The sequence below is a fragment of the Streptomyces sp. NPDC086787 genome, assembly GCF_044745865.1.
In the GTDB taxonomy this organism is placed as follows: Bacteria; Actinomycetota; Actinomycetes; order Streptomycetales; family Streptomycetaceae; genus Streptomyces.
In genome coordinates, this window is the sequence record NZ_JBIVBC010000005.1 from 306,843 (window position 1) to 325,060 (window position 18,218).

Below are 18,218 nucleotides of genomic sequence, written 5' to 3' on the forward strand. Positions count from 1 at the left end.
TTGAGCAGCGTCACGACCCGCGCCGCCGGTCCGGACCACGTGTGGTCGGTGGACGAGCACCTGGACGACATCCTCACCACCGTCCGCCCCCTCGAACCCATCGAGCTGCAACTGCTCGACGCCCAGGGCTGCGTCCTGGTCGACGACGTCACCGTGCCGGTCTCCCTGCCGCCGTTCGACAACAGCTCCATGGACGGCTACGCGGTACGGGTCGCGGACATCGCGGGCGCGAGTGAGGAGTTCCCGGCCGTCCTGGAGGTCGTCGGGGACGTCGCGGCGGGCGCGTCCGGACTGCCGGCCATCGGCCCCGGCAAGGCCGCCCGCATCATGACCGGCGCCCCGCTGCCGCCCGGCGCCGAGACCGTCGTACCCGTCGAGTGGACCGACGGCGGCCTCGGCGAGGGCCCCGTCGAGGGCATGCGCGCCCAGAGCCTGAACCCCGGCGCCGCCACCGGGCACGTGCAGGTGTACCGGCCCGCCGAGGAGCGCGCGCATGTGCGCGCGACCGGCAGCGACGTACGGGCCGGTGAGCTCGCCCTGGCCGCCGGCACGCTGCTCGGCCCGCCGCAGATCGCGCTGCTCGCCGCCATCGGACGCGGCAGCGTAAGGGTGCGGCCGCGCCCGCGCGTGGTCGTGCTGTCCACCGGCAGCGAACTCGTCCAGCCCGGCGAGCAGCTCGCCGGCGGCCAGATCTACGACTCCAACAGCTTCGCCCTCACCGCGGCCGCCCGGGACGCCGGCGCCATCGCCTACCGGGTGGGCGCCGTCGCCGACGACGCCGAGACCCTGCGGGCCACCATCGACGACCAGCTCATCCGCGCCGACCTGCTGGTCACCACGGGCGGCGTGAGCGTCGGCGCGTACGACGTGGTCAAGGAGGCGCTGTCGCACGTCGGCGACGAGGACGAGGCGGGCGGCGGCGTCGAGTTCCGCAAGCTCGCCATGCAGCCCGGCAAGCCGCAGGGCTTCGGCTCCGTCGGCCCCGACCACACGCCCCTGCTCGCGCTGCCGGGCAACCCCGTCTCGTCGTACGTCTCCTTCGAGCTGTTCGTACGCCCCGCGATCCGCACCCTGATGGGTGTGACCGACGTCCACCGGCCCACGGTCCGCGCGACCCTGAGCGCGGACAAGGCGCTCGGCTCCCCGAAGGGACGCAGGCAGTTCCTGCGGGGGGTGTACCGGGACGGCGAGGTCACGCCGGTGGGCGGAGCGGGGTCCCATCTGGTCGCGGCCCTGGCACGCGCCGACGCCCTCATCGTGGTACCCGAGGACACCGAGTCCGTGGAGCCCGGCACCGAGGTGGACGTGGTCCTGCTCGGCGGAGCCGGCTGAGCGGCCCGGCAGGGGGTCCTGCGCCGGTGCGCCGGCCGGCTTGGCGGTACCGTGTCGCGCACAGCAGGCCCGCGCGCCGTACCGCCGCGGGCCAGGACCGGGAGCGCCGCACACCATGACCGAGTCTTCCCGGGGGGACACCCCCGGATCCTCCGCGCAGGACCACCTGACGCACATCGACGAGGCGGGCGCGGCCCGGATGGTCGACGTGTCCGGGAAGGACGTGACCGCGCGCACCGCGCGCGCGAGCGGCCGGGTCCTTGTCACGGCCCGCGTGGTCGAGCTGCTGCGCGGAGAAGGGGTCCCCAAGGGCGACGCGCTGGCCACCGCCCGCATCGCGGGCATCATGGGGGCCAAGCGCACCCCGGACCTGATCCCGCTGTGCCACCCGTTGTCGGTGTCCGGTGTGAAACTGGATCTGTCGGTCGCGGACGACGCCGTCGAGATCCGGGCCACCGTGAAGACCACGGACCGCACGGGCGTCGAGATGGAGGCCCTCACCGCCGTGTCGGTCGCCGCGCTCACCGTGGTCGACATGGTCAAGGCGGTCGACAAGGGAGCGGTCATCACGGACGTGCGGGTGGAGGAGAAAACGGGCGGCAAGTCGGGCGACTGGAGCCGGACATGAGCCCCGGCACGCCCGCAGGGGACGTGCCGTCGGCGCCCTACGGCGCCCTGGTCGTGACCGCCTCCAACCGGGCGGCCGCCGGGGTCTACGAGGACCGGGGCGGCCCGCTGGTCGCGGAGGGCCTGAAGCGCTGCGGATTCGTGGTGGCCGGACCCCGGGTGGTCCCGGACGGCGACCCGGTGGCGGACGTGCTCCGGGCGGGCGTCGAGGCGGGCTTCGACCTGATCGTGACCACCGGCGGCACCGGTATCTCGCCCACCGACCGCACCCCCGAGGCGACCCGCGCGGTGATCGACCGCGAGGTACCGGGCATAGCGGAGGCCATCCGGGCGTTCGGACGGGAGAAGGTGCCGACCGCGGCCCTCTCCCGGGGCCTGGCCGGAGTGGCGGGGCGGACGCTGATCGTCAACCTGCCGGGGTCGACCGGCGGGGTGAAGGACGGGCTGGCCGTCCTGGAACCGCTGCTGACGCATGCCGTCGACCAGATCCGCGGCAGCGACCACCCCAGACCCGGGGCCACCACTGGGGGTGCGAGCTGAACAGCCCATCCTGGCCCGTCGCGCTGGTGGACGGCGATGTCGTCCTCCGGCCGATAAAGCTGCGCGACCAGCGGCTCTGGCGCGACGTGAACCAGCGCAACCGGGACTGGCTCAGGCCCTGGGAGGCGACCATCCCGCCGCCCGTGCCCGGCGGGCAGACGGCGCACCGTCCGACCTACCGCCAGATGGTCCGGCATCTGCGCTCCGAGGCGCACGCGGGCCGGATGCTGCCCTTCGTCATCGAGTACCAGGGGCAGCTGGCGGGGCAGTTGACGGTCGCCGGGATCACCTGGGGCTCGATGTGCTCGGGGCACATCGGCTACTGGGTCGACCAGGGGGTGGCCGGTCGCGGGGTGATGCCGACGGCCGTCGCGCTCGCGGTGGACCACTGTTTCCGCGCCGTCGGACTGCACCGCATCGAGGTCTGCATTCGGCCCGAGAACCGGCCCAGCCGCCGGGTCGTGGAGAAACTCGGATTCCGCGAGGAGGGGCTGCGCCCGCGTTATCTGCACATCGACGGGGCCTGGCGCGACCATCTCGTCTTCGCGCTCACGGCGGAAGAGGTGCCGGACGGGCTGCTGAGCCGCTGGCACCGGGCGCGCGCGCAGGAGAACACCCCGAAGAATTGAATGTATGTTCGAAAAAGCGGGTGGTCACCGGTCGCGTGGAGGCTTTGAATTCACACGTTCGACGGCCTGTTGATCGCATCGGTCACAAAAAAAGTTCGAAATATCAGCCAGATCGTGCGACACACCGGCTCAATTGGCAGATGGCCCCACGCAAACCCCTCTACCGTGTGAGGCGTGAGCAGCAGCGGCCTCATCTACGCAGTCATTGTCGGGGCCTGGGCCGCCTACTTGGTGCCGATGTGGCTCCGTAGGCAGGACGAGCTGAACGAGGCCCGTCCGACGGAACGCTTCAGCACCGCCATCCGGCTGCTGTCCGGACGGGCGGGTATGGAGCGTCGTTACGCCAGGGACCTGCGGGCACGCTCCGGCCAGGAGGGGGAGCCCGAGACCGACCCGGACGCCGTCACCGACTCGGTGGACGTCCGTGCCTTCGCCATGCCTCCGACCCGTCGCCAGACGCGGGCGGACGTACGGGCGGACGTACGGCCGGACGCCGAGCCGAAGGACCCCGGGCGCCCGGACTCCCATCGAGCCCCGGACTCCCACCGAGTCCCGGAAGCCCGGCGCAATCCCGCGGCACAGGCGGCCGCGGCGCGCGCCCAGCGCACGAAGGTACTCGCACGCCGTCGGCGCACGACGGTTCTCCTCTTCCTCGCCTTCACCCTCGGCGCCGTCGTCGCGGCGGTCGGTGGCCTCACCTTCCTCTGGGCGCCCGCCGCACCCGCCGTGCTGCTCAGCGCGTACATCGCGCATCTGCGCTCCCAGGAACGCCGCCGGTTCGCCTTCCAGATGGACCGGCAGCGGGCCGAGGCCGCGGCACGGCAGCTGCGGGAGCGCGCGCGTCAGCCGCGCCGCCGCCCGGCCCCGGAGGCGGACCTCGCCGCCGACGAACCGGACGAGGGCCCGGAGACCGCGACCGGCACCGGGCTGTCCGCGCTCGCCGCCGACCGCCGCGCACTCGTCGAGCAGACCGACCACGCCGAGTGGGTCGACCAGCAGCGCGAGCGTCAGCGGCCCGGGCACGGCGACAGCTGGGACCCGGTCCCGGTACCGCTGCCGACCTACGTGACCGCGCCGGTGGCGCCGCGCGCCACCTCCGACGTGGACCTGACGGCACCAGACACCTGGAGTTCGGCGCGCTCCAGCGCCGCCGCACCGGAACGCGAGCGCGAGGCGGCACCCGACGCCGAGGGCCGGCCGTCGGCCACCGACACCCGAGGCGACGCCCGCCGCGCCGCCTCCGCCCGCCGCTCACGCGGCCGCGGCCGCACCCCCCTCTTCGACCAGTACGAGGACGGCGACCGCCCCCGAGCGGCCAACGAGTGACCCCCGTCACCCCACCGGGGAATCCCCTCTGACCAGTCAGGGAACGGATTACCAAGCACCCCGACGGGGATGCTAGAGTTTCACTCGTTGCAAGGGCCTGTGGCGCAGTCTGGTAGCGCACCTCGTTCGCATCGAGGGGGTCTGGGGTTCAAATCCCCACAGGTCCACCGCAGCTCAGAGCCCCAGCCGGAGTGATCCGGCTGGGGCTCTTTGGTTTTCGTGCAGCAACGGCCCCTGGCGGGGGCGGGGTTGGCTGCGCGTCATATCCACGGCCATGGACTCCACCAGCGGATCACCTCACTGGTCACCGCCCTTCCGGACGGCTGTCGTCCGGCCGTACCAGATGCGGCCGCCGCCGGTCACCTCGATCTGCCACTGCTCACAGGTCCGACCGCGGTGGGTGCCATGTGCCAGACCGCCCTTGAGGCGGTGGTGCCGGGGTGTCTCGGTGGCCGGTCTGGGGGCGGTGCGCATGGCGATCCAGGCACGGTACGCGTTCTCGCGGGCCTGCTGGGCGAGGCTCTCCCAGCCTTTTGCCGGAGTCCGCGTCAGTGAAGCGGACTCCCCAGTGGCCGTCTGGTGCTGGGGGCGCGACACGGTCGCCGCGGCGGCCGGTCATGCGACGTCCCGCGGGTCTGTTGCCGGGCCGTAGTCTTCGCCGTGATCCCTGGTCAGCGCAGCCAGCAGTTCGGGGTCGGAGTGGACCTCGGCGGTGTGCTGCCAGACGCTGAGCAGTCGAGCGACTGACGCGCTGTTGCCGAGTGAGTCGGCGGCACGCATGGTGTCGACCAGTTCGACGGCGAAGGCGTGCAGATCGGGCTCAGGCAGGAAACGGACCCACGGGAACGCGTCCGGCAGTATGTCGAGGAGCAGTTCCATGCTGCCGGGCTCGCGGCGGGCCATTGCGACCGGCATCCGGGTGGCTGCCGACACCACGGTCTGATCCTGCTCGGCCCGCGCTGCGGTGGTGAGGACCAGATCCTCGCCATCTCTGCGGTGCAGGAGCAGTCGCGGCGATTCCTGGAGTCGGGCAAGCGTCTGCTTGTTCTTGTTCGGGTCAGCCGCCCGTCCGACGCCCTGGCCGCGAAGCGCAAGGCCGAGGCCAACCTGTGTTCGAGAGGTGCGGGGCTTCATGGCGCTCATCGTTCACGAGCGGTGTTTGCACTGCTGTCAGTGCACTGTCAGCGAAGTGTCCGCATCGGACGCCAGCGGCTTGGCGTAGCAGCGGCTGGACTCGTAGTGGCGGTAGTAGCCGAACTTCGTGCAGGGCTCGTAGCCGCTGGAGGTGTAGAGGGCGATGGCCTCGGGCTGCGCGGTGCCCGTCTCCAGGACCATGCGGATACGGCCGGCGGCGCGGGCATCGGCCTCCAGCGCGGCCAGCATGCGGCGGGCCAGGCCGCGGCCGCGCATGCCCTCGACGACGTACATGCGCTTGAGCTCGGCGTCGCCGTTCTCGTTGCCGTCGCCGTTCTCGTCCTGGCTGCGCCAGCCACCGCTGGCCACGGGACGGCCGTTCTCGTCGTACGCGATCAGGTACACGCCCCTGGGCGGTACGAAGTCCGACGCGTCCAGGGTGGTGGCGTCGCCGCCTTCGCCGTAGCGCCGGTGGTACTCGGCCTGGACCTCGTCGTTGAGTCCGACGGCGTCGGGGTGGTCGAAGGTGACCGTGCGTATATTCATGCCGGGCATCGTACATTCATGCATAGAGGGCTCTTCCGGGCTCCGTCCAGTGTGCCGGTATCGTGCCCGGATGCTCACTGTCACCTCGGTCAATGTGAACGGGCTGCGTGCCGCCGCGAAGAAGGGCTTCGTGGAGTGGCTCGCCGGGACCTCCGCGGACGTGGTCTGTCTCCAGGAGGTGCGGGCGGAGCCCCAGCAGCTGCCCGAGCAGGTGCGGCAGCCCGAGGGCTGGTACGTCGTGCACGCCCCCGCCGCCGCCAAGGGACGCGCGGGCGTCTCCCTCTACACGCGCCGCGAGCCCGACCGCGTCCGGGTGGGCTTCGGGTCGGCCGAGTTCGACGGCAGCGGGCGGTACGCGGAGGTCGATCTGCCCGGCCTCACCGTCGCCTCCCTCTACCTCCCCTCCGGCGAGGTGGGCACCGAACGGCAGGAGGAGAAGACGCGCTTCATGGGTGAGTTCCTCGCCCACCTCAAGGAGCTGCGCGAGCGCGCCGCCGCCGACGGGCGCGAGGTCCTGGTCGTCGGCGACTGGAACATCGCCCACCAGCAGGCCGACCTCAGGAACTGGCGCGGCAACACCAAGAACTCCGGCTTCCTGCCCGAGGAGCGGGAGTGGCTCGGGCGGGTCCTCGACCCGGGCGACGGCGGGTACGTCGACGTCGTGCGCGCCCTCCACCCGGACACCGAGGGGCCGTACACCTGGTGGTCCTACCGGGGGCGCGCCTTCGACAACGACTCGGGCTGGCGGATCGACCTCCACGCCGCCACGTCCCGCCTCGCCGACCGGGCCGTCAAGGGGTTCGTCGAGCGGGCGGCCACGCACGCCGAGCGGTGGTCCGACCACGCGCCGGTCACCGTCGTCTACGACATCTGAGTCCGCGACACCGTCACCCACGGCACACTCGCCCACAAACCGTCCTCTGGCCCCGCGCCTCAGTCCCGCTTGCGCAGCCTCCGGTCCAGCGCCAGGGACACCTCCGCCTCCACCACGCTCCGGGCCAGCGGGCGCAGGCGGTGCAGGTTCTCCTCGGGGCCGTGCCGTAGGACCAGGTCGGCGAAGAGGTCGGCCAGGGCGTCCGCGTGCTCCCGTACGCGTCGGCCCGCCGCCAGGATGTCGGCGAGCGGGATGCCCTCCCGCACCAGCGCGGAGGTCACGTCCAGCAGACGGCTGCTGATGTGCACGATCTCGTCGCCGTCGGCGCCCACATAGCCCAGGTCCATGGCGGCGGCGAGGTTCTCCGGGGTGGCCTCGCCCTCGAAGCGGGCGGCCAGCTCCTCGGGGGTGAGACGGACGGGCTCCTCCTCGGTGGGGGCGCCCATGCCGAGCAGGTCGGCGACATCGCGTCCGTGGTCGAAGGCCTCGGCCAGCTCGGCTATGCCGTTCAGGGTGTGGCCGCGCTCCAGCAGCGCCGCGATGGTGCGCAGCCGGGCCAGGTGGTGGTCGTCGTACCAGGCGATCCGGCCCTCCCGGCGGGGCGGCGGGATCAGCTTGCGCTCACGGTAGAAGCGCAGGGTGCGCTCGGTGATGCCGGCCAGCCTGGCCAGCTCCGCCATGCGGTACTCGCGTCGTCCCCCGGATTCTGCTGTCTCTGCTGCCACGCCAGAAGCCTATGGTGTACCGCCGGTAACTTTCCCGCTCCCGACCCCTACCCATCGGTATGGAGCTGCTCTACGCTCCCATTGCGCCAGTGTTCACTGGCGGAGTCCAATGAGTCCTACGCGACGCCTGGAGGCTTCCGGATGGCTGAGCACGAGCATGTACGGGTCGCGGTGATCGGATCCGGCTTCGGCGGGCTCGGTGCGGCCGTACGGCTGCGCCGCGAGGGGATCACCGACTTCGTCGTACTGGAGCGGGCGGACAGCGTCGGCGGCACCTGGCGGGACAACAGCTACCCGGGCTGCGCCTGCGACGTGCCCTCGCATCTGTACTCGTTCTCCTTCGCGCCCAACCCCGACTGGCCGCGCACCTTCTCCGGCCAGGAGCACATCCGCGCCTATCTGGAACAAGTCACCGACGTGTTCCGGCTCCGGCCGCACCTGCGCCTCGGCACCGAGGTGACACGGATGACCTGGGACTCCGCCGAGTTGTGCTGGGACATCGAGACCACGAAGGGTTCGCTCCGCGCCGACCTCGTCGTCTCCGCCACCGGGCCGCTGTCCGATCCCAAGGTTCCAGCCGTCCCCGGCCTCGACTCCTTCCCCGGCAAGGTCTTCCACTCGGCCCGCTGGGACCACGACTACGACCTGCGCGGCAAGCGGGTCGCCATGGTCGGCACCGGCGCCTCCGCCATCCAGATCGTGCCCGCCATCCAGCCCCAGGTCGCGAAACTCACCCTCTTCCAGCGCACCCCGCCCTGGGTGATGCCCCGCATGGACCGCGCCATCAGCGGCACCGAACGCCGGCTGCACCGCACCCTGCCGCTGACCGCCCAGCTGCGGCGCGGACTGCTGTGGGGGATGCGGGAGCTGCAGGTCCAGGCGTTCACCAAACGCCCCGACGAACTCGGCTTCGTCGAGCGGCTGGCCCGGCGCAACATGGCCCGCTCCGTCAAGGATCCGGTGCTGCGCGCCAAGCTCACCCCGGACTACCGCATCGGCTGCAAGCGGATCCTGCTCTCCAGCACCTACTACCCGGCCCTGACCCGGCCCAACGTGGACGTGGTGGCGAGCGGTCTCGCCGAGGTGCGGGGCTCCACCCTCGTCGCCGCCGACGGCAGTGAGGCCGAAGCGGACGCCATCGTCTTCGGTACCGGCTTCCACGTCACCGACCTGCCGATCGCCGAACGCGTCGTCGGCGCCGACGGCCGCACCCTCGCCGAGAGCTGGAAGGGCGGGATGCAGGCCCTGCGCGGGGCGTCGGCGGCGGGCTTCCCCAACTGGCTGACGATCATCGGACCCAACACCGGGCTCGGCAACTCCTCCATGATCCTGATGATCGAGTCCCAGCTGAACTACCTGGCCGACTACGTGAGGCAGCTCGACGTCCTCGGCGGCCGCGTCGCGCTCGACGCCCGCCCCGGCGCCGTACGGACGTGGAACCGCACGGTGCAGGAGCGCATGAAGCGCACCGTGTGGAACACCGGCGGCTGCACCAGCTGGTACCTCGACGCGAACGGCCGCAACACCACCATCTGGCCCGGTACGACCACCGAGTTCCGGCGGGCGACCCGGCGGGTGGATCTCGCGGAGTACGACGTTCTCCGCGCGCCCGCGCACCCGAAGAACAGCACCGCCACCCCGAACCCCGACAAGAGTGCCGAGGTCACCCCATGAGCCGCCTGAAGCACGTCACCACCGGCCCCTACGCCCCGCCCGCACCGGCCCGCGAACTCACCCTGCTCTCCGCCGACGGCGCGTCCCTGCACGTCGAGGTGCACGGTCCGGACGACGCGCCCGCCGTCGTCCTCGCCCACGGCTGGACCTGCTCCACCGCCTTCTGGGCGGCGCAGATACGGGACCTGGCCGCCGACCACCGGGTCATCGCCTACGACCAGCGGGGCCACGGACGCAGCCCGGCGAGCCCCGCCTGCACCACCGACGCGCTGGCCGACGACCTGGAGGCGGTGCTCGCCGGGACACTCGCGCCCGGCGAGAAGGCCGTGATCGCGGGCCACTCCATGGGCGGGATGACGGTGATGGCCGCCGCCGCCCGCCCCCGCTTCCGCGAGCACGCGGCCGCCGTACTGCTGTGCAGCACCGGCAGTTCGCGACTGGTGGAGGAGTCACGGGTCGTACCACTGCGCGCCTCGGCCGCCCGCACCTGGCTCACCGCCCGTGTCCTCGGCTCGCGCGCCCCGCTCGGGCCGGTCACCCCGGTCGCCCGGCGCGTCCTCAAGTACGCGACGATGGGCGCCGGTTCGGCACCCCACATGGTGGAGGCCTGCGCGCACATCGTGCACGCCTGCCCGCGCGCCGTGCGCCACGCCTGGTCGGAGGTGCTGGCCGGGCTCGATCTCGGGCACGGCGTAAGGCAGTTGCGGGTGCCGACGGTGGTGGTCACGGGCACCGCCGACCGGCTCACCCCGCCGGTGCACGCCCGCTCCCTGGCCGCGGAGCTGCCGAACTGCGTCGGTCTCACCGAGCTGCCCGGACTCGGCCACATGACCCCGGTGGAGGCGCCCGAGCTGGTCACCTCGAGGATCCGGGAACTCGTCGGCACATACGCACACGTCAAGCAGCTCAAGGAGGGCGCATGAGCAGGGTGGGCCTGGACGGACAGGTCGCGGTCGTCACCGGCGCCGCACGGGGCGTCGGTGAGCTGCTCGCGCGCAAACTCTCCGCGCGCGGTGCCACCGTGGCGCTGGTCGGGCTGGAGGCGGACGCGCTCAAGGAGGTGTCCGGGCGGCTGCACGGCGACAGCGACCACTGGTACGCCGACGTCACCGACCACGAGGCGATGACGCGGGTGGCCCGGGAGGTCAAGGAGCGCTTCGGCAAGGTGGACATCGTCGTCGCCAACGCCGGGGTGGCGAGCGGCGGCCCGTTCGCCGACTCCGACCCCGACGCCTGGCGGCGGGTGATCGAGGTCAACCTGATCGGCTCCGCGGTCACCGCCCGCGCCTTCCTGCCGGTGCTCACCGAGAGCCGCGGCTATCTGCTCCAGATCGCCTCGCTCGCCGCGATCACCCCGGCGCCGATGATGACGGCGTACTGCGCGTCCAAGTCGGGTGTGGAGGCGTTCGCGCACTGCCTGCGCGCCGAAGTCGGCCACCAGGGCGTGAAGGTGGGCGTCGGATATCTGTCGTGGACCGACACCGACATGGTGCGCGGCGCCGACCAGGACGACGTCATGCGGGAGTTGAGGCAGCGTCTGCCGTGGCCGTCCAACAAGACCTATCCGCTGGGCCCCGCCGTGGACCGGATCGTCGCCGGCATCGAGCGGCGCTCCGCCCATGTGTACGCGCAGTGGTGGCTGCGCGGGATGCAGGGCGTGCGCGGCTCTCTGCCCGGGCTCATCGGCACGGTGGGGCAGCGCGAGATGCGCCGTTTCGCGCCACGGCTCCACGGAGTGCGGACCGGACTGGTGGGCGCGGGGGGCGCGGCCGACGAGCGGGAGCGGGCCGCGCACCACGGCTGACCAGGCAGGCGCTACGCACTGTGACTGATCGACATGCGCGACGTGTTCGCCCGTGTGAATCTGGTCGAGGCCCCACCAAGGGGCCCGATTCCCTCACTTCACAGGGGTGAACCCACATGGGTATGAAGGACCAGTTCCAGGACAAGGCCAACGAGCTGAAGAACCAGGGCAAGCAGAAGGCCCAGCACGGCCAGCAGCAGGCCCAGGAGCACATCGAGCGCGGCAAGCAGCAGGCGCAGCGCGGCCAGCAGCAGGGCAAGCGCAACATCGAGGAGTCCGAGCGCGAGACGCGTGAGCGCAAGGAGCGTATGGACATGGACTACGACGCCTGACGTCTGCGGTCCACCGGAAGGGGTGTCCCGACGGGGGCACCCCTTCCGCACAGGCTCACGGCCGTGGCGGCAGCTTCGGACGCGACTGGTCCGGTACGTCGCTGTAGTCCGGCGGGACCGCGGCGGGGTTCTCCGCCAGCAGGTCGAGCGCCAGCTGCACCGCGTCGTCCATCTGCGCGTGACGGCCCTCGGCCCAGTCCAGCGGGGTGCGAAGGATCTCCAGGTCGGGTGCGACGCCGTGGTTCTCCACCGACCAGCCGTACGCGTCGAACCAGGCGGCGTTCATCGGCACGGTGATCACCGTGCCGTCGCCCAGCCGGTGCCGTCCGGTCATCCCGACCACGCCGCCCCAGGTGCGCTGCCCGACCACCGGGCCGAGCCCGAGCAGCTTGATGGCGGCCGTGATCATGTCGCCGTCGGAGGAGGTCGCCTCGTCGGCGAGGGCGACGATCGGGCCGCGGGGCGCGTTCGAGGCGTACGACACCGGCTGGGCGTCGCGCGTCAGGTCCCAGCCGAGGATGGTCCGGGTCAGCTTCTCGATGACCAGTTCGCTGATGTGGCCGCCCGCGTTGCCGCGCACGTCCACGATCAGCGCGGGGCGGGACACCTCCATGCGCAGGTCCCGGTTGAACTGGGCCCAGCCCGATCCGCCCAGGTCGGGGATGTGCAGATAGCCGCACTTCCCGCCGCTCAGCTCCCGGGTCACCGCACGGCGTTTGGCCACCCAGTCCTGGTAGCGCAGCGGACGCTCGTCGACCAGCGGCACGACCGCCACCCGCCGCGCGCGACCGCTCTCGCCCTCGGCCGGGGCGAACGTCAGCTCCACCGTCGTACCGCCCGAACCCGCCAGCAGTGGATACGGGCCCGCCAGCGGGTCCACCGCCCGGCCGTCCACGTGGGTGAGCACCGCGCCCGGTCGGATGCCGGTACCGGCCAGCGGGGAACGGGCCCGGGAGTCCGAGGAGTCGCCGGGCAGGATCCGCTTGACCACCCAACGCCCGTCCCGGCAGACCAGGTTGGCGCCCAGCAGACCCTGGTAGCGCTGGTAGTGCGGCGGTCCCTCGTTGCGCCGGGCGGGCGTGACATAGGCGTGCGAGGTGCCGAGTTCGCCGAGGACTTCGCGCAGCAGGTCGGCGAACTCGTCGGGGGAGGCGACCCGTTCGACCAGCGGACGGTACTGGTCGAGGATCGAGTCCCAGTCGACGCCGCACATGTGCGGCTCCCAGAAGTAGTCCCGGATGAGGCGTCCGGCCTCCGCGTACGCCTGCCGCCACTCGGCGGGCGGATCGACCTCGTGCAGGATGCGGCGCAGGTCGATCCAGGTCGTCGTGTCGCCGTCGCCCGGTTCGGTGGCGGGTACGGCCCGCAGCACGCCCTCGTCCATGACCACCAGGCGCGAGCCGTCGCCGCTCACCGCGAACCAGTCCAGATCGTCGAGGAGCTGGGACTTCTTCGCCTTGACGAGGTTGAAGTACTCCAGCGTGGGCCGCTCGCTGGGGTCGTTGGGGTTGGCGAACGTCTCGCCCAGCGCGCCGGAGATCGGCCAGCGCAGCCAGACCAGGCCGCCGCCCGCCACCGGGTACATCGCCGAGTACTTGGAGGCGGAGACCGGGAACGGGGTGACCCTGCTCTCCAGCCCCTCGACCTCCACCATCACCGTGCCGCCCTCGCCGTTCTCCTCCACCGGGTCCAGACCCCCGGCGGCCGGGCGGCCCTCGGGGTTCAGGGCGAAGGGGGACGGGGTAGCCGAGGAGAGCGGGACCAGGTAGGGGCGGCAGCCGAGGGGGAAGGACAGGTCGCCGGTGTGGACGTCGTAGACCGGATCGAAGCCGCGCCAGGACAGGAAGGCCAGATAGCGGCCGTCCCGGGTGAAGACGGGGTTCTCGTCCTCGAAGCGGCCGTCCGTCACATCCACCGTCACCCGCTCCGCCGGTGCGTTCCCGCCGATCCGGGCCATCTTGATCTGCCGCAGCGACCGGCCGATTCCCGGATGCGACCAGGTCAGCCAGGTGCCGTCGGGGGAGAAGGCCAGGTCCCGTACGGGCCCGTTGTCGGTCCGGATCAGCTCGGTGACCTCGCCGTCCCCCTCCGGGGCGTCCCCGGCGTCCGTGGGGGCCTCGGTGACCGTGGTGGCCGTGTCGCCGGCCACCGTGACCAGCAGCAGCCGTCCGTCGTGCGCGGCGACGGCGAGCCGCTCGCCGGACGGGTCCGCGACCAGCTCCAGGACCCGGCCCAGCGCGCCGGAGGCCAGCCGGCGCGGCTCGCGGTCGCCGCTGGCACGGGGCAGGTGGGCGATCTCGATCGCGTCCTCGCCCTCGGCGTCCGTGACGTAGGCGACCTGCCCGGTCGAGCCCAGCATCTCCGGGAGCCGGGCCCGTACCCCGGGCGTGTCCATGATGGTGCGGGCGGGGCCGTCGCGGTGGGTGAGCCAGTAGAGGCTGCCGCGTACGACGACGGCACTGGCCCGGCCGGTCTCGTCCACCGAGAGACCGTTCACGTGCTGGGCGGCCGGCACCGGGTAGCTCCGGCTCCCCGCGCGCGCCCCGGACAGGCGCACGTCCAGCCGGTGCGGCGCCGAGTCCGCGGACAGGTCGTCCACCAGCCACAGGTCACCGGCGCACTGGTACACCACCCGGGTGCCGTCGCTGGCGGCGTGCCGGGCGTAGAAGGCGTCGTGGTCGGTGTGCCGGCGCAGGTCGGAGCCGTCGTGGGCGCACGAGTAGAGGTTGCCGATGCCCTCGTGGTCGGAGAGGAAGGCGATCCGGCCGCCCACGAACATGGGGGACGCCAGATGGCCGCCGATGTCCGGGAGCAGCCGCTCGCCGTGCAGCCAGAGCCGCCCCATGGCGCCGCCCCGGTAGCGCTTCCAGCCCGCCGGTTCGTGCGGCGGGGTGCCGGTCAGCAGCAGGGTCCTGCGCTCGCCGTCGAGGCCGGGGAGGTCGGCGACCTGGATGTCGGCGACCGGGCCCCAGGGGAGCCCGCGGCCGGGGTCGCCGTCGGTGGTGACCTTGTAGGCCCAGGTGAAGTACGAGAAGGGCTGGCCGTGGGAGGCGACGGCGAGGATCTCCCCGTCGGGTGTCCAGCCGCAGACCTGGGTGTCGGCGCTGCCCCAGTACGTCAGCTGCCGCGCCGGCCCGCCGTCCACGTCGACCACGTGGATCTCGGGCACCAGGCTGCGCCAGCTCGTGTACGCGATGCGGCGGCCGTCGGGCGAGAAGCGGGGGTGTCCGGCCTTGGCGCGGTCCACGGTGAGTCGCCAGGCACGGCCGGGAGCATCGAGGGGGGCCAGCCAGAGGTCGTCCTCGGCCACGAAGCACAGCAGTTCGCCGCTGAGGTGCGGCAGGCGCAGATAGCTCACCACACCATGCTTTTCCGGGGGATGAACCAGAGCAACTCGTGACAATTCCGGGCGGTCGGTCCGTACGTGACCGAGACCACGTACGAAACGGTTTCGTTTCGCTGGCGGGCTGCGCTACATTCGTCGAGTACGAAACCGTATCGTTCCAAACGGACGATCGGCGCGGATCGATCAGAGTGGGTCGACCGGAGCGGACAAGGAGGGACGATGACCGAGGTCGCCACGGCGCGCCGCAGTCGTATCACCCCCGAACGCGAGGCCGAACTCTACGAGTCCGTGCTCGACCTGCTCCGAGAGGTCGGCTACGACGCCCTCACCATGGACGCCGTGGCCGCACGCACCCGGTCCAGCAAGGCGACGCTCTACCGCCAGTGGGGCGGCAAGGCCGAGCTGGTGGCGAAGGCGATGCGGCACAACAAGCCGGGCGGTTCCGCCACCGAGGTGGACACCGGGTCGCTCAAGGGCGACCTGCACGCCATCGTGGAGCACTCGGACGACTGCGAGATGGAGCAGAACGCCGCGCTGATGCGCGGGCTGGCCATGGCCATGCACGGCAACCCGGACCTCCTCCAGGCGTTCCGGGAGCATCTCATCGAGCCGGAGATGGCGGAGTTCCAGAGCGTGATCCAGCGGGCGGTCGCCCGGGGGGAGATCAGTGCCGACAACCCGGCGTTCGGGTTTGTGAAGCACATGCTGATCGGCGGGTTCATGGCCCGCACGCTCATCGACGAGCAGCCGCCGACACAGGAGTTCGTCCTTTCGTACATCGACGCCGTGGTCCTCCCCGCCCTCGGTGTTCCGACCGCGTGACTGACCCGACCTGAGAAATCCCCTCAGCTCCACCTGACGTCACCGCTCACGTCGTCGGGCCGATCACCCCTGCCACCCACGGGGTTGGTCATCCCTGCCCTGAACATCCCACGACTGACCGGGAGTACGACCTCGTGGCCACGTTCCTATACCGACTGGGCCGACTCGCCTTCCGGCGACGGCACTTCATCGCTCTCATATGGGTGGCGCTGCTCACCCTCGCAGGCGTCGGCGCGGCAACCGCGCCGGTGGCCGGAAACTCGTCCTTCTCCGTGCCCGGCACGGAGTCCCAGAAGGCGTTCGACCTGCTGGAGGAGCGCTTCCCCGGCATGAACGCCGACGGCGCCACCGCACGCGTCGTCTTCAAGGCGCCGAGCGGCGAGAAGATGACGGACTCCGGCAACAAGAAGGCCGTCAAGGAGACCGTCGCGGAGCTGCGCAAGGGCTCCGAGGTCGACAGCGTCACCGACCCCTACGCGACCGGTGCCGTCAGCAAGGACCATGGCATCACCTACACCGAGGTGCGGTACAAGGTCTCCGGCATGGAGCTGGAGGAGTCCTCGCGGGACGCCCTCAAGGAAGCCGCGCACGACGCGCAGAAGACCGGGCTGACCGTCGAGATCGGCGGCGACGCCCTCATGGCGGCCCCCGAGACCGGCGCCACCGAGATCATCGGTATCGCCATCGCCGCGGTCGTCCTCGTCATCACCTTCGGCTCGCTGCTCGCGGCCGGACTGCCGCTGCTCACCGCGATCATCGGCGTCGGCATCGGCGTCTCCACAATCGGCGCGCTGGCCAGCGCCCTCGACCTGGGCACCACCACCTCCACGCTGGCCTCGATGATCGGCCTCGCCGTCGGCATCGACTACGCCCTGTTCATCGTCTCCCGCTACCGCGCCGAACTGGCCGAGGGCCGCGAACGCGAGGAAGCGGCCGGACGGGCCGTCGGCACGGCGGGCTCCGCGGTGGTCTTCGCCGGACTGACCGTCGTCATCGCCCTGGTCGGCCTGTCCGTGGTCAACATCCCGATGCTGACCAAGATGGGCGTGGCCGCGGCCGGCACCGTCGCCATCGCCGTCCTGATCGCGCTCACCCTCATCCCGGCGCTGCTCGGCTACGCCGGCCGCAGGGTCCGCCCGGCGGGCCAGAAGAGCAAGCTGCTCGGCGGCGGCCGCAAGCCCGCCCACGGCGAGCACGCGTCCCGCCCCAACATGGGCACCCGCTGGGCCAGCTTCGTCGTCCGCCGCCCGATCGCCGTCCTCGTGCTCGGCGTCATCGGCCTGGGCGCCGCCGCCATCCCCGCCGCCTCGCTGGAACTCGGCCTGCCCGACGACGGCTCCCAGCCGACCTCGACCACCCAGCGCCGCGCCTACGACACCCTCACCGACGGTTTCGGTCCCGGCTTCAACGGCCCGCTGATGGTGGTGGTCGACGCCAAGGACAGCGACCACCCCAAGACCGTCTTCAAGGACACCGCCAAGACGATCAAGGGCCTCGAGGACGTCGGGATGGTCATCCCCGGCAAGCCCGACAAGGCCGGGGACACCAGCATCATCACGGTGATCCCGAAGTCCAAGCCGTCCTCCAGGACGACCGAGGACCTGGTCCACTCGATCCGTGACAAGGGCGTGGACATCAAGGCCGACACGGACGCCAACGTCCTGGTCACCGGTACCACGGCGATGAACATCGACGTGTCGCAGAAGCTCAACGACGCGCTGCTGCCCTACCTGGCCCTGGTCGTCGGCCTCGCCTTCCTCCTGCTGATCCTGGTCTTCCGCTCGATCCTGGTCCCCCTGAAGGCGGCCCTCGGCTTCCTGCTGAGCGTCCTCGCGGCCCTCGGCGCCGTGGTCGCGGTCTTCCAGTGGGGTTGGCTGTCCGGCCTGATGAACGTCGAGGAGACCGGCCCGATCATGTCGATGATGCCGATCTTCATGGTCGGCGTGGTCTTCGGACTCGCCATGGACTACGAGGTGTTCCTGGTCACCCGGATGCGGGAGGCGTACGTCCACGGGGAGAACCCGCGCCAGGCCGTGGTCACCGGCTTCAGGTACAGCGCCCGCGTGGTCACCGCCGCCGCCGTCATCATGATCGCCGTCTTCTCCGGCTTCATCGGCTCCAGCGAGGCGATGATCAAGATGATCGGCTTCGGCCTCGCGATCGCGGTCTTCTTCGACGCCTTCATCGTCCGTATGGCGATCGTCCCGGCGGTCCTCGCCCTGCTCGGCAAGCGGGCCTGGTGGCTGCCGAAGTGGCTGGACCGCGTCCTGCCCAACGTCGACGTGGAGGGCGAAGGCCTGCGCGGCGCGGACGAGAAGCAGCCGCGCGACGAGGACCGGGAGCTGGTCAGCGCCTGACAGGCGCTGCCCGCCACACCGGACCGGCCGGTGAGGGCGCCGTGGGGACGGCGCGCCCTCACCGGCCTTCCGCTGCTCCTGTGCGACCACCGGCCAATGTCCGGCACCCCTCTCACAGAAATCCCTCACGCCGCATACAGTTCGATCACC

Annotated in this window: 17 protein-coding genes and 1 tRNA gene; 13 read left to right on the forward strand and 5 right to left on the reverse strand. The window is 71.7% G+C overall.

Annotation, left to right across the window (positions count from 1 at the left end; all coding sequences use genetic code 11):
• The 6 genes from glp to ACIPK3_RS15710 all read left to right on the forward strand — a co-directional run bounded on the left by glp (window position 1) and on the right by ACIPK3_RS15710 (window position 4,621).
• Entirely contained in the window at window positions 1-1,332 is a 1,332-nt protein-coding gene (gene glp, locus ACIPK3_RS15685; protein WP_402569934.1) for a gephyrin-like molybdotransferase Glp, read from the forward strand.
• Window positions 1,333-1,447: 115 nt separating this feature from the next.
• The gene (gene moaC / locus ACIPK3_RS15690; RefSeq protein ID WP_402569936.1) at window positions 1,448-1,960 is read left to right on the forward strand and encodes a cyclic pyranopterin monophosphate synthase MoaC; all 513 of its coding nucleotides are present in this window, start codon (window positions 1,448-1,450) and stop codon (window positions 1,958-1,960) included.
• A complete protein-coding gene (locus ACIPK3_RS15695) occupies window positions 1,957-2,499 on the forward strand; it encodes a molybdenum cofactor biosynthesis protein B (protein ID WP_402569938.1) in 543 nt (180 codons plus the stop codon). Before moaC ends, ACIPK3_RS15695 begins: the two co-directional genes overlap by 4 nt.
• A 26-nt stretch (window positions 2,500-2,525) precedes the next feature.
• Entirely contained in the window at window positions 2,526-3,128 is a 603-nt protein-coding gene (locus ACIPK3_RS15700; protein ID WP_402569940.1) for a GNAT family N-acetyltransferase, read from the forward strand.
• Window positions 3,129-3,302: 174 nt separating this feature from the next.
• A complete protein-coding gene (gene glpR, locus ACIPK3_RS15705) occupies window positions 3,303-4,454 on the forward strand; it encodes a gephyrin-like molybdotransferase receptor GlpR (protein ID WP_402569942.1) in 1,152 nt (383 codons plus the stop codon).
• Window positions 4,455-4,547: 93 nt separating this feature from the next.
• Window positions 4,548-4,621, forward strand: a tRNA-Ala gene (locus ACIPK3_RS15710).
• Between the two features lie 130 nt (window positions 4,622-4,751).
• On the opposite strand, the gene ACIPK3_RS15715 is transcribed toward ACIPK3_RS15710, so the two are convergent.
• The 3 genes from ACIPK3_RS15715 to ACIPK3_RS15725 are packed head-to-tail and all read right to left on the reverse strand — an operon-like array spanning window position 4,752 to window position 6,134.
• Window positions 4,752-5,051, reverse strand: coding sequence for a hypothetical protein (locus ACIPK3_RS15715; protein ID WP_402569944.1), 300 nt, complete (start codon window positions 5,049-5,051; stop codon window positions 4,752-4,754).
• A gap of 18 nt (window positions 5,052-5,069) precedes the next feature.
• Entirely contained in the window at window positions 5,070-5,588 is a 519-nt protein-coding gene (locus ACIPK3_RS15720; protein WP_402569946.1) for a hypothetical protein, read from the reverse strand.
• A 36-nt stretch (window positions 5,589-5,624) separates the two neighbouring features.
• Entirely contained in the window at window positions 5,625-6,134 is a 510-nt protein-coding gene (locus tag ACIPK3_RS15725; RefSeq protein WP_402569947.1) for a GNAT family N-acetyltransferase, read from the reverse strand.
• 70 nt (window positions 6,135-6,204) lie between these two features.
• Here ACIPK3_RS15725 and ACIPK3_RS15730 point away from each other — a divergent pair, with 70 nt between their 5' ends.
• The gene (locus ACIPK3_RS15730) at window positions 6,205-7,008 is read left to right on the forward strand and encodes an exodeoxyribonuclease III (protein ID WP_402569949.1); all 804 of its coding nucleotides are present in this window, start codon (window positions 6,205-6,207) and stop codon (window positions 7,006-7,008) included.
• A 59-nt stretch (window positions 7,009-7,067) separates the two neighbouring features.
• Here ACIPK3_RS15730 and ACIPK3_RS15735 read toward each other — a convergent pair whose 3' ends face one another.
• Window positions 7,068-7,688: a MerR family transcriptional regulator gene (locus ACIPK3_RS15735; protein WP_402570212.1), complete on the reverse strand. Its 621-nt coding sequence runs from the start codon at window positions 7,686-7,688 to the stop codon at window positions 7,068-7,070.
• A gap of 186 nt (window positions 7,689-7,874) precedes the next feature.
• Between ACIPK3_RS15735 and ACIPK3_RS15740 the strand changes: the two genes are divergently transcribed.
• From ACIPK3_RS15740 to ACIPK3_RS15755, 4 genes are all read left to right on the forward strand, one after another.
• Window positions 7,875-9,407: a flavin-containing monooxygenase gene (locus ACIPK3_RS15740; RefSeq protein WP_402569950.1), complete on the forward strand. Its 1,533-nt coding sequence runs from the start codon at window positions 7,875-7,877 to the stop codon at window positions 9,405-9,407.
• Complete coding sequence (locus ACIPK3_RS15745; RefSeq protein ID WP_402569951.1) at window positions 9,404-10,330, forward strand: alpha/beta fold hydrolase; 927 nt, start codon at window positions 9,404-9,406, stop codon at window positions 10,328-10,330. Before ACIPK3_RS15740 ends, ACIPK3_RS15745 begins: the two co-directional genes overlap by 4 nt.
• Window positions 10,327-11,211 carry an SDR family oxidoreductase gene (locus ACIPK3_RS15750; RefSeq protein WP_402569953.1) on the forward strand — a complete coding sequence of 295 codons (885 nt, stop codon included), beginning with the start codon at window positions 10,327-10,329 and terminating at the stop codon, window positions 11,209-11,211. The genes ACIPK3_RS15745 and ACIPK3_RS15750 overlap by 4 nt, the downstream gene beginning before the upstream one ends.
• A 116-nt stretch (window positions 11,212-11,327) precedes the next feature.
• On the forward strand, window positions 11,328-11,543 hold the full coding sequence (locus ACIPK3_RS15755; protein ID WP_402569955.1) for a hypothetical protein: 216 nt from the start codon (window positions 11,328-11,330) through the stop codon (window positions 11,541-11,543).
• Between the two features lie 55 nt (window positions 11,544-11,598).
• On the opposite strand, the gene ACIPK3_RS15760 is transcribed toward ACIPK3_RS15755, so the two are convergent.
• Entirely contained in the window at window positions 11,599-14,901 is a 3,303-nt protein-coding gene (locus tag ACIPK3_RS15760; RefSeq protein ID WP_402569956.1) for a S41 family peptidase, read from the reverse strand.
• Window positions 14,902-15,108: 207 nt separating this feature from the next.
• Here ACIPK3_RS15760 and ACIPK3_RS15765 point away from each other — a divergent pair, with 207 nt between their 5' ends.
• Both ACIPK3_RS15765 and ACIPK3_RS15770 read left to right on the forward strand, forming a co-directional pair.
• Entirely contained in the window at window positions 15,109-15,711 is a 603-nt protein-coding gene (locus tag ACIPK3_RS15765) for a TetR/AcrR family transcriptional regulator (RefSeq protein ID WP_402569958.1), read from the forward strand.
• A 134-nt stretch (window positions 15,712-15,845) separates the two neighbouring features.
• Window positions 15,846-18,068 (forward strand): MMPL family transporter, encoded by a 2,223-nt coding sequence (locus tag ACIPK3_RS15770; protein ID WP_402569959.1) that lies wholly within the window; start codon window positions 15,846-15,848, stop codon window positions 18,066-18,068.
• The last annotated feature ends 150 nt before the right edge of the window (window positions 18,069-18,218 follow it).

Excerpts from the sequence above, each read along its gene's own strand:
- moaC (WP_402569936.1), top strand. The coding sequence starts at position 1,448 with ATGACCGAGTCTTCCCGGGGGGACACCCCCGGATCCTCCGCGCAGGAC.
- ACIPK3_RS15695 (WP_402569938.1), top strand. The coding sequence starts at position 1,957 with ATGAGCCCCGGCACGCCCGCAGGGGACGTGCCGTCGGCGCCCTACGGC.
- ACIPK3_RS15720 (WP_402569946.1), bottom strand. The coding sequence starts at position 5,588 with ATGAAGCCCCGCACCTCTCGAACACAGGTTGGCCTCGGCCTTGCGCTT.
- ACIPK3_RS15725 (WP_402569947.1), bottom strand. The coding sequence starts at position 6,134 with ATGAATATACGCACGGTCACCTTCGACCACCCCGACGCCGTCGGACTC.
- ACIPK3_RS15730 (WP_402569949.1), top strand. The coding sequence starts at position 6,205 with ATGCTCACTGTCACCTCGGTCAATGTGAACGGGCTGCGTGCCGCCGCG.
- ACIPK3_RS15735 (WP_402570212.1), bottom strand. The coding sequence starts at position 7,688 with ATGGCGGAGCTGGCCAGGCTGGCCGGCATCACCGAGCGCACCCTGCGC.
- ACIPK3_RS15740 (WP_402569950.1), top strand. The coding sequence starts at position 7,875 with ATGGCTGAGCACGAGCATGTACGGGTCGCGGTGATCGGATCCGGCTTC.
- ACIPK3_RS15745 (WP_402569951.1), top strand. The coding sequence starts at position 9,404 with ATGAGCCGCCTGAAGCACGTCACCACCGGCCCCTACGCCCCGCCCGCA.
- ACIPK3_RS15750 (WP_402569953.1), top strand. The coding sequence starts at position 10,327 with ATGAGCAGGGTGGGCCTGGACGGACAGGTCGCGGTCGTCACCGGCGCC.
- ACIPK3_RS15755 (WP_402569955.1), top strand. The coding sequence starts at position 11,328 with ATGGGTATGAAGGACCAGTTCCAGGACAAGGCCAACGAGCTGAAGAAC.
- ACIPK3_RS15765 (WP_402569958.1), top strand. The coding sequence starts at position 15,109 with ATGACCGAGGTCGCCACGGCGCGCCGCAGTCGTATCACCCCCGAACGC.